We start from the raw sequence: 15,066 nt of genomic DNA, 5'->3' as shown, positions 1-15,066 counted from the left end.
AATAATATCATCATATATTATGTCACCCCTCTGGGGTTCTGTTACATAAATTTTTATCATTTGAATTTAATATTAATTAAAAAACATATTCCCTTGATTTTCTTTAATAACTCAAAACTTAATGAATCTTAATATCTTAATGGTTTAAAAAAATCTTAATGATAAAAAAACAATAACAAGAACAAATGAACAGAGAGCAACTTTTTGCGGTAGCAAATGAATGGTTTCAGCATCAGGGATGGAAACCATTTCCGTTTCAGACGCAAACCTGGACTGCTTTTTTACAGGGAAAAAATGGTTTGCTGAACGCTCCTACAGGCAGCGGAAAAACCTATGCGCTCTGGTTACCTATTGTTTTGAATTACATAAAAGACAATCCTAATTATAAAACCAAACATACTCCGGGACTTAAAGCAATTTGGATTACGCCTTTGCGCTCATTATCGGTGGAAATCAAACAAGCTGCAGAAAGAGTTGTTAATGATTTAGGAACAAAAATGACCGTCGGGATTCGTTCCGGAGATACATCGGCAAGTGAGCGAGCCAAGCAAAAAGGAAAAATGCCGGATTTATTGGTCACAACGCCGGAAAGTTTACAATTGCTCTTGGCAACAAAAGGTTATGACAAAATATTTGCCAATTGTACCGCAATTGTCATTGACGAATGGCACGAATTATTAGGTACAAAACGAGGCGTACAAACAGAACTTGGTTTGTCCCGACTAAAAGCGATTGCACCTAAAATGCGTATTTGGGGAATTTCGGCTACAATCGGGAATCTGCAGCAAGCTCAGGAAGTTTTATTGGGAGTTGATTCAGATGCGTATCATAATTCAGTTTTGATAAAGGCTCAAATTCACAAAAAAATAAAAGTCATTTCGATTATTCCCGATAAAATGGAAACCTATCCGTGGCGCGGACATATGGGTTTGCATCTTATTGATGAAGTGGCTAAAATTGTAAAAGCCAGCAAAACGACTTTGATATTTACCAATGTACGGTCGGCTTGCGAAATTTGGTTTCAGCGATTACTCGAGAAATATCCTGAGTTTGCGGGAGAAATGGCGATGCATCACGGAAGCATTAACAGAGAAACGCGACTTTGGGTCGAACAAGCGATTAGAGACGAAGAATTAAAAGTCGTTGTTTGTACTTCAAGTCTGGATTTGGGCGTCGATTTTGCGCCTGTAGAAACCATTATTCAAGTTGGCGGACCTAAAGGTGTCGCGCGCTTTTTGCAAAGAGCGGGACGAAGCGGACATCAACCCGGGAAAGAAAGTGTGATTTATTTTCTTGCCACGCATGCGATTGAACTAATCGAAGCTTCGGCATTAAAAAAAGCAGTTGAAGAAAATGTAATCGAAGATCGCGTTCCGTATTTGAACAGTTGGGATGTTTTGGTACAATATTTAAATACTTTGGCAGTTTCGGACGGATTTCTTCCTGATGAAATTTTTAAAGAAGTCAAAGGAACGTTTTGTTATCAGGCAATGACGGAGGAAAACTGGAACTGGATTCTGAATTTTATTTCTAACGGAAGCCAAAGTTTACAGGCTTATGACGAATATAAAAAAGTAGAAATTGAGGAAGACGGACGCTTTAAAATCAATAGTAGATTAATTGCAATGCATCACCGCATGCAAATTGGTACCATTGTAGGCGATGCCGTGGTGAACGTAAAATTCATGAGCGGCGGTTATATTGGGACTATTGAGGAATGGTTTGTTTCGAAACTAAAACCGGGAGATACTTTTATCTTTGCGGGTAAACAACTCGAATTGTTCAGAATACGAAATATGCAGGTTTTAGTTCGAAAGGCAGATCCTAAAAAGAAATCAAAAGTAGTAAGCTGGATGGGTGGCCGAATGGCACTTTCGGCACAAATGAGTGAATTGCTGCGACATGAATTGTATCGTGCCAACACTGATGATTTATCGCCGGAATTAAAAGCTCTAAAACCACTATTTACAAGACAAAGAAAGGAATCTATTGTTCCCGGTGATAATCAGTTTTTGATTGAAAATTTTAAAACCAGAGAAGGTTATCATGCCATTTTTTATCCTTTTGAAGGTCGTTTTGTACATGAAGCTTTGGCTAGTTTATTGGCTTACCGAATTAGTTTATTATTGCCCATTAGTTTTTCGCTTGCGTATAATGATTACGGATTCGAATTATTATCAGATCAGGAAATTGATATGCAGAATGTTTTAGATAATAATCTATTTTCGACGGAATATGTACATCATGATTTACAAAAAAGTTTGAATGCTACCGAAATGGCAAGGCGTAAATTCAGGGATATTGCCGTAATTGCAGGTTTGGTTTTTACTGGTTTTCCTGGTAAGATGGTGAAGACAAAACATTTGCAAAGCGGTTCGCAATTGTTATTTGAGGTTTTTAGGGATTATGAACCTGATAATTTATTGTTTCAACAGGCTTATCGTGAAACCTTTGAGCATCAGCTTGAAGAAGGCCGTTTGATTATGGCTTTGGAACGAATTGAGAAACAAGAAATTGTCTGGAAACAATGTTTAAAACCTACGCCTTTTAGTTTTCCCTTAATTACAGATCGATTACGCGAAAAATTGTCGAGTGAGACTTTGGCAGAACGAATTAAAAAAATGACGGCTTCGTATATGAAGTAGCTACTTATGACAATTACTATACAAAATCAAACGTTTATTTTACATCCCAGCGGTGCTTTATTTTGGGAAACCAGAAATTTGCTTCTGATCTCTGATGTGCATTTGGGTAAAGTCTCGCATTTCAGAAAACATGGCGTCGCGATTCCGAATAATGTAGTTTCGGAAAATTTTAAACGTTTGACTGATATTGTCGAAAATTTTAAACCTGAAAAAATTATTTTCCTCGGAGATTTATTCCATAGTTCTAAAAATTCTGAATGGGATTTATTCCAGCAATGGGTAGATTGCTGTACAAACAAAATTATCCTGATTGCAGGAAATCACGATATTATTGACAAAAAGCATTACATAAAACTCGATATCGATGTTGTCGAATTTCTTGAAATCGATGATTTTTTATTGACTCATCATCCTTCCATAAAAGAAGGTTTTTTTAATTTTTCAGGGCATATTCATCCGGGAATTATTCTTCGTGGCTTTGGTGATCAATCTCTGAAATTACCTTGCTTTTTCAGAAAAGAAAACCAAATGATTCTGGCTGCTTTTGGAGAATTTACAGGAAAGCATGTTTTAAAACCGCAACAAAATGATATTGTGTATGCCATTGCAAATGATGAAGTAGTCAAAATAAAACTAAACTGATTTCTTAAAATAAAGTTGTTTTTGATTGGTATCCCGATTCACATCATTTTCATAATTAAATTCTACGTACCCCAAAGACTTCAATGTTTCTATTAAAACTGTATCTATCTCAAAGGCTTTTGCCCAAATTAAATCGTGTTTTCTTTGTAAAGCTACTTCTTGAGCACGTTTAAAAAGTATCAAAATATCTTCTTGATTAAAGTAAACAATATGATCAACACCAATCGCTTTATTAGCGCCAAGATTTTGATTTGAAAGTCGGGACGAATTCAGTTTCATAAAAGACAACGGATTTTCGCCTTCGTAAGCCATCAACATTTCAACCGAAAAGTCATTTTGTATTTTGAATAATTTCTGACTTGACAAATTTTCATTTGCATACTTCTCTCCTATTTCTTTTGAATCAACGAATAAATCTGAATAGAATTTCAGTGCTTTTTCTTCCATCCAAATTACATTATCATTTATGATTACTACGAATCTTGCTATTTTAGACATGTCTTTTATTTTTAAAATTTTGAATTATCTTAAGTGCAAAGTTGAGATGATTTGATGGATGAGGAAAGAGCTAAATGTCTTTTGTTTTGTTCAAAAAGTCGGTGAATTTATTTTAAACACATAGAAAAATAGCTTAACATAATGTTTAAAAAAAGGCATTTCACTTTTAATAAAACACATAGAATAAGGCATTCCTAAAGCTTCAAATACAGACTAAAATATTTTTTTTCTTATTCTATGTCCTTTCGACGAAGGAGAAATCACAATAGAAACTCCTCACAGAATGTCCTCAATCTTTGTCGAATTACTTGTGTGATTTCTACTTCCGTCGAAATGACAAACTTGAAATAAATGACCTTATATTTCGTAATAACCTTACATTCCCCAAGGGGTGAAACCTCGGGCTATGTTTAAAATGTGATATGATTTGATATTTTGTTAGATATTTTTCTTACGATATTCTAAAGGCGAAATTCCCGTGGCATTTTTAAAGAATCTACCAAAAGTGGATTGATTCTGGAAGTTTAATGTATCACTGATTTGGTTGATTGTGATATCTTTGTTTTGAAGTAATACTTTGGCTTCGAGAATTACAATATCTTCGATCCAGTTGCTGGCTGTTTTACCGCTGTTATTTTTGATTACTTCTGATAAATATTTACGAGTTACATTTAGAGTATCGGCATAATACTGAACTGATCTTTGGCTTAAAAAATCTTTGGAAAGGATATCTTTAAATTTTTCAAACAATGGATTCTGTGAATTCTCATTAATTATTGTTTGCTTTATAAAATCAAGTTCGTAAATCAAAATATACAGATATCCTCTTAAAATAGAGGGCTGATGGTCTGAATTAGTATCAAGGGATTGTTTTAGCAATGAAAATATTTGTTCGAACTTTTCTTCGTTGTTTTTCTCTAAATTAAAAACATGCATGTCGCTATTTTCAAAAAACTCATATTGCGAAAGAAAAAAAACATTGGCCTGATTGTGAAGAAAAAATTGTGATTTGAAGAAAATAATATCAATTAGAATTTCATCGCTGTCTTTTGTAAAACTTCTAATTACTGACGGTCCTAATGTGATTATTGCCGGCGCATGAATTACGACTTTCTTCAATTTGGTTTGCATAACAATACTGCCTTTTCTTAGAAATTCTATGGCATAACTTTCTGCGCGGTAAGGTTCGCTTATATAAGGATGATCTTTGGCCTGAATATAAAAGTACTCTTTCGTATTATCAACATCGGCAAACAAACTCTTATGATGTGCGAGTGAATATGTTGTAATTTTATTCTTCAATTGTTTTTGGTTTAATGGCAATTCAAATATACTTAACCGTTTTGCGCATAACAAATAATGGCGCCAAATAGCGCCATTATTTTGTTCTTAGAAAAGAACATATGTTGAAATTGAAACTTATTTTTTATCAATTTTATAAAGTCTTCCACCATCCGTAACAGCATATAATGCGCCGTCATTTCCTTGCGTGACATCTCTAAAACGTTGATTTTCGGATGCAAGAAGTCTTTCTTCACCAATTACTTTATTGTCTTTTATGGCAAGACGAATGATATGCATTCCGCTTAAAGCGCCTATGAAAAGATTATTTTGCCATTCCGGAACACGATTTCCGGTATAAAATGTCATTCCGCTTGGCGAAACTACAGGATCCCAATAATAAACGGGCTGTTCTAAACCATCTTGCTGCTGAATTCCCGCTCCTACTTTTTCTCCGCTATATTCAATTCCGTAAGTAATTGTTGGCCATCCGTAATTCGAACCTGCTTTTAGGCGATTTATTTCATCACCTCCACGTGGTCCGTGTTCTGCTAACCAAATTTCATTAGTAACAGGATTAAGCGCCAAACCTTGCGGATTTCTGTGTCCAATAGTATATAATTCCGGTAAAGCTCCCGTTCCTGTAAAAGTTGGATTTCCGGTTGCGGGTTGACCTTCTTTTGTGATTCTGACTACTTTTCCTAAACCTGAAGTCACAGATTGTGCTAATGGACGTGTTTCTAAAACAGAACGCTCTCCGGTACTTACAACTAAGAAACCAGCTTTATCAAAAAGAATTCTTCCGCCATAATGAAGCGTACTTGCGTTCGCTGGTTTTGCTCTGTAAATAACGGCTGCTCCTTCAATAGTTTTTTCGTCTGCTGAAAGTTTTCCTTTCGCTACAGCGGTATTATTTCCGCCATTTGTAGCTTCGGCAAAAACCCAGTAAATCATTCTGTTTGTCGTAAAATCAGGATCAATAGCCAAACCTAATAAACCACCTTGACTAGCAGGATTAACAGCAGGAATACCTGTAATTGGAGCACTCAAAACGCCGGCTGTTGTAGCAATACGCATGGTTCCTGTTTTTTCCGTAATCAATAATCGGCCATCAGGAAGCGTTTTTATTCCCCACGGACTTGTTAATGTTGTAGCAATAACAACTCCTTCATAGGGTGTATTGGTCTGGATACCACTGATTCTTGTTTGCCCTTCGAATGCCGGTTTATATGTTGTATTGGCAGCACCACCTTCGACAGGATTGGTAATTGTGCCGGGATCTACATTCGTTTCTTTATCATTTGAGCAGCTTAATAAGGTAATTAGCACAATAGAAACAATAGCAATCTGGTTAATATTTCTCATAGTTTTGGGATTTTAATGATTAAAAAAAGTTGTAAATGGTATTGCTTTAATTTTTAACCAAGTAAAAATCTTAAATTAAAAATAAAAACAGTTATATAATTTATAGGAAAATTTACATAATTAATTAAAAGGTTTTTTATTTTAAACGTAGAGAACACAAAGATTTTCACAGAGAAATAAAACCTTTGTCAACTCTGTCTGCTCTTTCTTTGTGTTCTCTGCGGTAAAAAGACTTTGCCATTAAAATTTTTAAGCTCTTGCCGTTATTTAAAATATTTTCATACATTTGCAATCATCAGATGATATGACAACTAAATTATGACTTTAATCAATAAAAAATCTCTCGCAGAAGAAGTTGCTTCAAAATTACAGGAGCAAATAGCTCTGGGTCACTATAAGATCAATGAGAAGCTACCAATTGAAGCGGAGTTGATGAAAAGTTTTGGTGTTGGAAGATCCTCTATAAGAGAGGCAATGAAGCTATTGGCTAATTCCGGGTTACTTCGTATTCAGCAAGGTGTTGGTACATTTGTTCAGGAAGTTACCAATACACGTGAGCCAATGGACCAACGTTTTAAACGTGCAAGTCTGGAGGATTTAGATGAAGTAAGACAATTGCTTGAATTGAAAATTGCTGAAAAAGCAGCACTTAACAGAACAGAAGATGATATAATTGCTATGAAACAACATTTGGCTGATCGTATGAAAGCGGCCAATGAAGGTTTAATAGAAGAATGTGTTGAAGCTGACATACAATTTCATATTGCTATTGCAGAAGCATCAAAAAATGAGATCCTTGCCGATTTATACAAATCCGTTTCTAAACATCTAAAAAAGGAATTTCTTACTCTTTATCCGGACACTATAGTATTTCAGGAAACATATGCTATACACGAACAGCTTCTAAAAAGCATTATTGCAAAAGATCAAAAAAAGACATGGAATATTGTCGCAAAAATCACAGGACATATTAATTACTAATTTTTTACCCAAATTCATCAGATGATCTGATTTTAAATTTATGACAACAAATACCACTTCCAATTCAAAACAGTTAGTCCAAAAGACAGTGTTTTCTATTTTATTCACCATTAGTTTTACTCATTTAATTAATGATATGCTACAGGCCGTCGTTCCTGCGGTATATCCAATTATAAAAGACAAATTTCATCTTACCTTTACTGAGATAGGATTGATTACGCTGACTTATCAACTTACAGCATCTATCCTGCAGCCTTTTGTTGGATTTTATACCGATAGAAAGCCACGTCCTTATTCTTTGGCCGTTTCAATGGTTTTTACAATGCTTGGCCTGGCCGCTGTTGCTTACGCTTCCAGTTTTGTCAATATATTACTTGCTGTTAGTTTAATAGGAATTGGATCTTCTATTTTTCATCCTGAAGCTTCGAGGGTTGCGCATATGGCATCTGGAGGAAAAAGAGGTTTAGCCCAATCGATTTTTCAATTAGGTGGAAATGCAGGAAGTGCCATAGGACCTTTGCTTGCGGCAATAATTGTGGTGCCTTACGGACAATCTAATATTATCTGGTTTTGTATTGCTGCTGTGCTGGGAATTATAATTCTTTCAGGAATCGCAAAATGGTATCAGGAACATTTAAACCTTAAAGCTTTAAACAAATCAGCTTCTGTTGAAGAGGTTCATCATTCGCTTTCTAAACAAAAAGTAATATTATCATTGGCTATTTTGATGGTGCTTATTTTTTCTAAGTATTTTTATATGGCCAGCATGACGAGTTATTATACTTTTTATCTTATCGATAAGTTTCATGTGTCTGTACAGGAATCTCAGGTTTATCTTTTTACCTTTATGGGGGCTGTAGCTGCAGGAACATTATTTGGCGGACCATTAGGAGACCGTTTTGGAAGAAAATATATCATTTGGATCTCGATACTTGGTGTTGCTCCTTTTACTCTACTATTGCCTTATGTTTCTCTTTTCTGGACCGGAATTTTATCTGTAATCATTGGTTTAATCATCTCATCGGCTTTTTCTGCAATTTTGGTTTATGCAACTGAGCTTGTTCCGGGAAAAGTAGGTTTAATAGCGGGGCTTTTCTTTGGATTTGCTTTTGGTATGGGTGGATTAGGTTCTGCAATTTTAGGAAAATTAGCTGATGCTACAAGTATTGAATACGTTTTTAAAGTATGTGCTTTTCTACCATTGATTGGAGTTTTGACAACCTTTCTTCCCAATATTGAGGGAAAGAAAAAAACTCAAAAAAGTTAAGTACTCAATATTAAATTGTTTTTACTAATTCGAATTATTATAAAAAAAAGCGCTGAATGTACTGGTTCAGCGCTTTTTGCTTGTAATAAAACAAGCTCATCTATTTTTAAAATTAAGGAATTAAAACAGCGCGTCCTTTAATTTTTCCCTGACGTAATTTATCGTATACTTCAAGTGCCTGATCCAGATTGTATTTTTCAATTTCGATGTGAATTTTCTTTTGAATCGCCAGACCTATTACTTCCATTAATTCTGTTCTGGATCCCCAATACGGATTTGTCATGCTTACACCAAAAGGCAATCCATTCATATTGTATTCAAATTTTCCTCCGCCTAACCCTACAATGGTTAAGTCTCCATCTAAGCCGATAATTTTTGTTCCTAAATCTATTGTCGAAGTTGCTCCCACAAAATCAAGTACAACTTTGGCTTTTTTTATTCCGGTGATTTTTTTGATTTGTTCGGCAGCATTTTTATCCGTAGAATTTATCGCATGAGCTGCGCCAAGTGATTTGGCAAATTCAAGTCTTTCTGGTGTTATATCGCACGCAATAATGGTTGATCCGCACATTTCGGATAAAATTTGAAGTGCCACATGTCCAAGTCCACCAACTCCAATAACCACCACATATTCATCCGGCATTAATTTATGCAACGAACGTTTTATGGCGGAATAAGGTGTTAGGGCAGCATCTGTAAGTGGAGCTGCAATTACAGGATCTAAATCGTGAATAGGTACCAATAAACGAGAAGAAGGTACAAGCATATAATCAGCCATTCCGCCATTTAATCCTAATCCTCCGCCATAAGCTTGTTCAGATTGGTGATCACAATAATTTTCGTTCGAATGTTGGCAGGGTTTGCAATGTCCGCAACCCCAGGGACCGTAAACTAAAACGGCATCTCCTTTTTTAAAACCTTTTACATCCTGTCCCACTTCTTCTACCCAACCTGCATTTTCATGTCCTAAAGTAAATGTCGTTCCTACAACTGTTCCTTCATCAATAATGTGCAAATCTGAATGACATACTCCTGCTCCACCAATTTTTAATAAAACTTCATCGCCTGAAGGTTTAGGTTTTTCTAAATCATTTATAATCCTAACATCTTTGTGTCCATAATATCGTACTGCTTTCATAAGAATATATTTATAGTTTGATATTATAAATTTACTAAAACCCCGTGTAGGACAAAAGTTAATATACCCTAAATAAAGCTTATGATACGTTAAAAAAACAGGCTGAAATAGCTTTAATTTTAACGCACAGGTTAATTGCGGTTCTGTTTTTAATGCTTATGTCGAAAGTTATTTTTGATTCCCTTTTCATCTATTTCCGCATACTTTCCTTAATTCTTTCCCTATGTTGCTCGCCCCATGCGCTAAGTTCACGGATCACACTTTTTAAACTTTGACTGTAGTCCGTAGCTTGATAAATGATGCTTACCGGAGTTGTAGGATACACATTTCGTTTGATAAATTCGTTCAATTCTAAATCCTTGAGTTCGTTGGCTAAAACTTTTGGCGAAATTCCTGTGACTTCTTTCTGAATCTCATTAAAACGTTTGGGTGATTGTATAAGGCTAAGAATTAAAGCTATCTTCCATTTGCCGTTTAAAACATAGAGCGCATCGAGTATGTTCTTAAGCGATCCGGTGCATTCGTCCTTTGTAGGAAGTATTTCATCTTCAAATATTTTCATGCTGCAAAGATAGGCACTTTCCTAAAAGTAACCGCTTTCCTTTGGGTAAGTACTCACTTTTGCATAGTTGGTAATTGTAGCTTTGCTTCATACAAAAATCTAACATTAATAATTTTCGTTATGAAACACATTCTTCATTTAATTTCAAGCATACAAAGCAATGAATCCTACAGCATTAAATTGGGTAAAGCTATAATTGAAAAAATTCAGGATAAATATCCGAACAGTACGGTTGAAGAATTGAATCTGACCGATGTCAAAATTCCACATCTTGATCCTGACGTTCTTCGCACTTTTTTTATTCCGGAAGATCAGCTGACACAACAAGACAAAGAATCTATTGGTTTTTCTAATCAGGTTGTAAATCAATTATTGGCTGCAGATATTATCGTTATCGGCGCACCTCTTTATAACTTTACTATACCTTCATCATTAAAAGCCTGGATTGATCATATCACCAGAGCAGGAATAACTTTTGGGTATGGAGAAAATGGCCCAATTGGAAAAGTAACAGGCAAAAAAGTTTACGTAGCAATGAGCTCCGGTGGTATATTTTCTGAAGGTCCCGGCAAAGCCAATGACTTTGTAGTTCCTTATCTAAAAGCATTTCTGGGGTTTCTGGGCATGACAGATCTTACGGCATTTCGTGCTGAAGGGCTTAAAGTACCGGAAGTAAAAGAGAATGCAATGAAAAAAGCAATTGAAAGTATAGAGATTGACTAACCAATAGTTGGTTTAGTAAGAATTGAAAATGCATTTAGTTTTTTAATTCCTGCCTCAATCAGTCTTTTGCAAATTTAAGTCAGCACTTTATTGTATGCAGGGCAATTGCAGCACATTAGCATTTAAGGGCTGCTCAATTTTTCGTTCCAGTTTTTCTGTATTCACTGTAATGTAAACCTCCATAGAACCTGTGCCAACTTTTAAGGCAAGAATGTGTCCGCCATATGCACTAAATTTATCATCGGTTGCCACGCCATGAATGTGTAATGAAGGTTTGTCTCCATTCCAGGCGATAGAACCCGTGAGGCTTCCCATTTCGACTTTATTATAGGTTTTTGGATTAAATTTCTTGAGATTAAAATCATAAAAACCAAAAGTAACCTCTTGTGCAAAGCCAATTCCTGTAAAGTTTCCGGAAGGAATTTTTTCTTCCCGAACGAGCTTTTCAATCGATTCGATAACATTATCTGACTCCCGTAAAACCATTAAATAACCTGCAGCAGTTTTAACATAACGGCATTTTGAAGCGCCCTCTTTTTGTTGAGCCTGTGCAGCAGTAACTCCAAAACAAAGCAAGAGTGAAGCAATAATGTTTTTTGTTTGAAAATTCATTGGATTGATTTTTAGAATAAATATACCGATTGAAAAATAAATCAATTCAGCGTGTTTGTTAATGGATTCGATTTTAGGAATTGTAAATAAGCAGCATAAAGGTAACGATTTCATTTTGCTTTTTTTCTTCCATAAAATGATTCTTATGATTTATTTAATATTTTTTTTTTAAAACCAAAGAAGCGCTAAATCTACTGATCCAGCGCTTCTTTTTTATATCAAAAAGATACTCATTTTTATTACCAGCCTTTTACAGCACCGCCTTTAAATTCTTTCAGAGCGGCCTGCTCAACTTCTGCAGATTGAAAAGCCTGTAAAAACTGTTTTACTTTTTCTTCGTTTTTATTGTCTTCACGACTTACTACCAAGTTTACATAAGGAGAGTCTTTATCCTCAACAAACAAAGCATCACGCGAAGGAATAAGTCCTGCCTGAGAAGCAAAAGTATTGTTGATAATCGCAATTGTTACGTTCTCATCATCCAGAGCTCTTGGCAATTGAGGTGCTTCCAGTTCTAATATTTTAAGTTTTTTAGGATTACTTACAATATCCGTTACTTTAGGCAATAAGCCAATTCCTGCTTTAAGCTTCAACAATCCGTTTTTCTCTAAAAGCAATAAAGAACGTCCACCGTTTGTTGGATCATTTGGAATAATAATTGTGCTTTCGTCCTTTAATTCCGAAAGGTTTTTGATTTTTTTAGAATACGCTGCAATCGGATAAATAAATGTTTTACCAATGATTGCTAATTTATAACCGCGTTGTTTCGATTGTTCATCAAGATATGGTTTGTGCTGAAAAGCATTTACATCAATATCTCCCTGACTCAAAGCTTCATTTGGAATCACATAATCATTAAAAGAAATTAACTCTACTTCTAATCCGTATTTTTCTTTTGCTACTTTTTTAGCCGCTTCTGCCACTTTATATTCCGGTCCCGTTGCAACTCCTACTTTAATATGATGTGGATCATTATTTTTACTTTTTCCGCAATTTGCTACTACAAATGCTAATGCTATAATTCCGGCCGTTTTTAAAAATTTATTTTTAGTAATCATCTCGTATTTTTTAATTTTTAATTCTTAATTTATGTGTAATATGTGTTTTTTACCGCAAAGGTTTTACCGCAGAGAACACAAAGGTTTTTCGCAAAGTTCACTAAGATTGAAGTTTGTAAACACAATTTAAGTTCACAAAAGCTTTGTAGCTAAATCTCAAAATATACACAAAGCTTTGCGAACTTTGTGTTTTTATAAAACCGCTTAATTAAAAAACTTCGCGCACTTTGCGGTAAAATGTCAAAGTATTCACAAAGCATAAAAAAAACTTCACGCTCGTTGCGGTAAAATCGCAAAGTATTATCTATGGTCAAATCGCTTTGATAAAAAGTCACCCGCAAATTGAATAATAAATACCAAAAGTACCAATAATGCCAAAACCGAATTCATCGTTACGGCATCATAACCAATATATCCGTATTGATACCCAACTTGTCCCAATCCGCCTGCACCAACTGCTCCACCCATTGCAGAATAACCTACAAGTGTGATTAACGTGATCGATGCGGCATTTATTAATGATGGCAAAGCTTCCGGAAGCAATACTTTATATACAATTTGTAATGGTGTTGCACCCAAAGCTCTTGCGGCTTCGATTAATCCTGAAGGCAAACCAAGAAGACTATTCTCAACAAGTCGTGCTATAAATGGCGCCGCGCCAATACTTAACGGAACCAAAGCGGCACTCACACCAATAGAAGTTCCTACCAAAGCACGCGTAAACGGAATCATCCAGACAATTAGTATAATGAACGGAATAGAACGAAAAATGTTTACTAAAATCGATAAAGTTCTGTTTAAAATTGGTTGCTCCAGAATTTGATTTTTTCGGGTAAGAAAAAGCAATACACCTGTTGGAAGTCCTAATACAAAACCAAAAAAGCCAGACACAAATGTCATCACGATGGTTTCCCAGGTTCCTTTTAATAATAAGTCAATAATAGAATCAGACATAACCTATAATTTCTGTTTTAATATGTTTAGAAATAAAATATTCAATTGCAGCTTCGTAATTTTCACGTTTACCTGATAATTCAATCAGCATTACGCCAAAATTTACATCTCCGGCCTGATCCATTTGTGCGCTGACAATTTTAAAGTTGGTATCAAATAATCTCGAAACTTCAGAAATAACAGGTTCATTTACTGATTTCCCAGTCATTTCTAATCTCAATAACGGACTCAAACCTTCGCCATCTACCTTTTGTAATCTTTCCTGATATACTCTCGGAATGTCAAGATGTAAGGAAGAAGCAATAAATTCCTTGGTTAATTCATGTTTAGGATCAGCAAAAATTTCGCCTACACTTCCTTGTTCTATCAGTTTTCCGTGGCTGATTACAGCAACTTCATCACAAATTGATTTAACAACTTCCATCTGATGGGTAATCAATAAAATCGTAATGTTTAAACGACGATTAATATCTTTCAATAAATTCAAAATCGATCTTGTCGTTGCCGGATCCAATGCGCTTGTCGCTTCATCGCACAAAAGTACTTTTGGATTATTTGCTAAAGTTCTCGCAATAGCAACCCTTTGTTTTTGACCTCCTGAAAGGCTTGCAGGATAATCATTGGCTTTTTCGGCTAAACCTACCAATTCCAATAATTCTAAAACACGAGTCTGGATCTCTCCTTTTGATGCACCAGCCAATTCTAATGGAAAAGCTACATTCTCGAAAACCGTTCTCGAGGAAAGTAAATTAAAATGCTGAAAAATCATTCCGATTTGTCTTCTTTCAATCGCCAGTTGTGCATTCGTTAATTGCATTAACCACTTTCCGTCTACGATAATTTCTCCAAAAGTTGGTCTTTCCAACAAATTTACACATCGAATTAAGGTACTTTTTCCAGCTCCCGAAGTTCCAATTACGCCAAAGATTTTCCCTGGAGGAACTTTAAGAGAAACATCTGATAAAGCCGAAACAATTCGGTTTTTCTGATGAAAATTCTTCGTTACATTTTTTAATTCAATCATTTTTATAATTCAAGTTAAACCTGCTAAATCCACAGACATAAATACTTAACGCTTCTGAAATTCTAAAATTAAAAATCAAAAAGCCTTTCAATTGATTATGAAAGGCTTCAGGAATAAATAATTTTACTATTATATATAAGCCAGTTCATACCATCGCATAGCATCACAACACATCGTGTTGCAGTTGTAATGAATTGTATACTGGTTATTGTTTTTCATTGCTGCGGCAAATTTAAAGAGATAATTTGAATTTTAATACAAAACCTGAAACTTTTTTTATCCTATCAATTTAATAGACTTGTTTCAGGGTTGGGTG

At 35.1% G+C, this 15,066-nt stretch carries 14 protein-coding genes; 5 read left to right on the top strand and 9 right to left on the bottom strand.

The annotated features are described in order from the left end of the window. Positions 1-185 precede the first annotated feature (185 nt). Positions 186-2,645 (top strand): ligase-associated DNA damage response DEXH box helicase, encoded by a 2,460-nt coding sequence (locus NJT12_RS01720; RefSeq protein ID WP_271334205.1) that lies wholly within the window; start codon positions 186-188, stop codon positions 2,643-2,645. Positions 2,646-2,651: 6 nt separating this feature from the next. Then, the gene (gene pdeM / locus NJT12_RS01715) at positions 2,652-3,287 is read left to right on the top strand and encodes a ligase-associated DNA damage response endonuclease PdeM (RefSeq protein ID WP_271334204.1); all 636 of its coding nucleotides are present in this window, start codon (positions 2,652-2,654) and stop codon (positions 3,285-3,287) included. Here pdeM and NJT12_RS01710 read toward each other — a convergent pair. The 3 genes from NJT12_RS01710 to NJT12_RS01700 form a co-directional block, all read right to left on the bottom strand. After that, complete coding sequence (locus NJT12_RS01710) at positions 3,279-3,785, bottom strand: hypothetical protein (protein WP_271334203.1); 507 nt, start codon at positions 3,783-3,785, stop codon at positions 3,279-3,281. The two genes, pdeM and NJT12_RS01710, sit on opposite strands and share 9 nt — an antisense overlap. 438 nt (positions 3,786-4,223) lie before the next feature. After that, complete coding sequence (locus NJT12_RS01705) at positions 4,224-5,087, bottom strand: helix-turn-helix domain-containing protein (protein ID WP_271334202.1); 864 nt, start codon at positions 5,085-5,087, stop codon at positions 4,224-4,226. 117 nt (positions 5,088-5,204) lie between these two features. Then, complete coding sequence (locus NJT12_RS01700; protein WP_271334201.1) at positions 5,205-6,431, bottom strand: PQQ-dependent sugar dehydrogenase; 1,227 nt, start codon at positions 6,429-6,431, stop codon at positions 5,205-5,207. A gap of 318 nt (positions 6,432-6,749) precedes the next feature. Between NJT12_RS01700 and NJT12_RS01695 the strand changes: the two genes are divergently transcribed. Next, positions 6,750-7,412, top strand: coding sequence for a FadR/GntR family transcriptional regulator (locus tag NJT12_RS01695; protein ID WP_271334200.1), 663 nt, complete (start codon positions 6,750-6,752; stop codon positions 7,410-7,412). 40 nt (positions 7,413-7,452) lie between these two features. Further along, on the top strand, positions 7,453-8,679 hold the full coding sequence (locus NJT12_RS01690; RefSeq protein ID WP_271334199.1) for an MFS transporter: 1,227 nt from the start codon (positions 7,453-7,455) through the stop codon (positions 8,677-8,679). Between the two features lie 112 nt (positions 8,680-8,791). Here NJT12_RS01690 and NJT12_RS01685 read toward each other — a convergent pair whose 3' ends face one another. Both NJT12_RS01685 and NJT12_RS01680 read right to left on the bottom strand, forming a co-directional pair. Further along, entirely contained in the window at positions 8,792-9,817 is a 1,026-nt protein-coding gene (locus NJT12_RS01685; RefSeq protein WP_271334198.1) for an NAD(P)-dependent alcohol dehydrogenase, read from the bottom strand. Between the two features lie 190 nt (positions 9,818-10,007). After that, positions 10,008-10,379 (bottom strand): winged helix-turn-helix transcriptional regulator, encoded by a 372-nt coding sequence (locus NJT12_RS01680; protein ID WP_271334197.1) that lies wholly within the window; start codon positions 10,377-10,379, stop codon positions 10,008-10,010. A gap of 120 nt (positions 10,380-10,499) precedes the next feature. On the opposite strand from NJT12_RS01680, the gene NJT12_RS01675 reads away from it, so the two are divergent. Then, the gene (locus NJT12_RS01675; protein WP_271334196.1) at positions 10,500-11,102 is read left to right on the top strand and encodes an FMN-dependent NADH-azoreductase; all 603 of its coding nucleotides are present in this window, start codon (positions 10,500-10,502) and stop codon (positions 11,100-11,102) included. 87 nt (positions 11,103-11,189) lie between these two features. Here the strand turns inward: NJT12_RS01675 and NJT12_RS01670 are convergent, their stop codons facing one another. From NJT12_RS01670 to metN, 4 genes are all read right to left on the bottom strand, one after another. Next, a complete protein-coding gene (locus NJT12_RS01670) occupies positions 11,190-11,714 on the bottom strand; it encodes a PPC domain-containing DNA-binding protein (protein WP_271334195.1) in 525 nt (174 codons plus the stop codon). A gap of 239 nt (positions 11,715-11,953) precedes the next feature. Then, positions 11,954-12,772 (bottom strand): methionine ABC transporter substrate-binding lipoprotein MetQ, encoded by an 819-nt coding sequence (gene metQ, locus NJT12_RS01665; protein ID WP_271334194.1) that lies wholly within the window; start codon positions 12,770-12,772, stop codon positions 11,954-11,956. A 300-nt stretch (positions 12,773-13,072) separates the two neighbouring features. Further along, positions 13,073-13,726 carry a methionine ABC transporter permease MetI gene (gene metI, locus NJT12_RS01660; protein ID WP_271334193.1) on the bottom strand — a complete coding sequence of 218 codons (654 nt, stop codon included), beginning with the start codon at positions 13,724-13,726 and terminating at the stop codon, positions 13,073-13,075. Then, the gene (gene metN, locus NJT12_RS01655; protein ID WP_271334192.1) at positions 13,719-14,750 is read right to left on the bottom strand and encodes a methionine ABC transporter ATP-binding protein MetN; all 1,032 of its coding nucleotides are present in this window, start codon (positions 14,748-14,750) and stop codon (positions 13,719-13,721) included. Before metN ends, metI begins: the two co-directional genes overlap by 8 nt. Positions 14,751-15,066 lie beyond the last annotated feature (316 nt).

Origin of the sequence: Flavobacterium azizsancarii, assembly GCF_027980145.1 — a bacterium.
Lineage (GTDB): Bacteria > Bacteroidota > Bacteroidia > Flavobacteriales > Flavobacteriaceae > Flavobacterium > Flavobacterium azizsancarii.
Note: the sequence above shows the minus strand (reverse complement) of the source record. Positions and strands in the feature narration are given on the sequence as shown.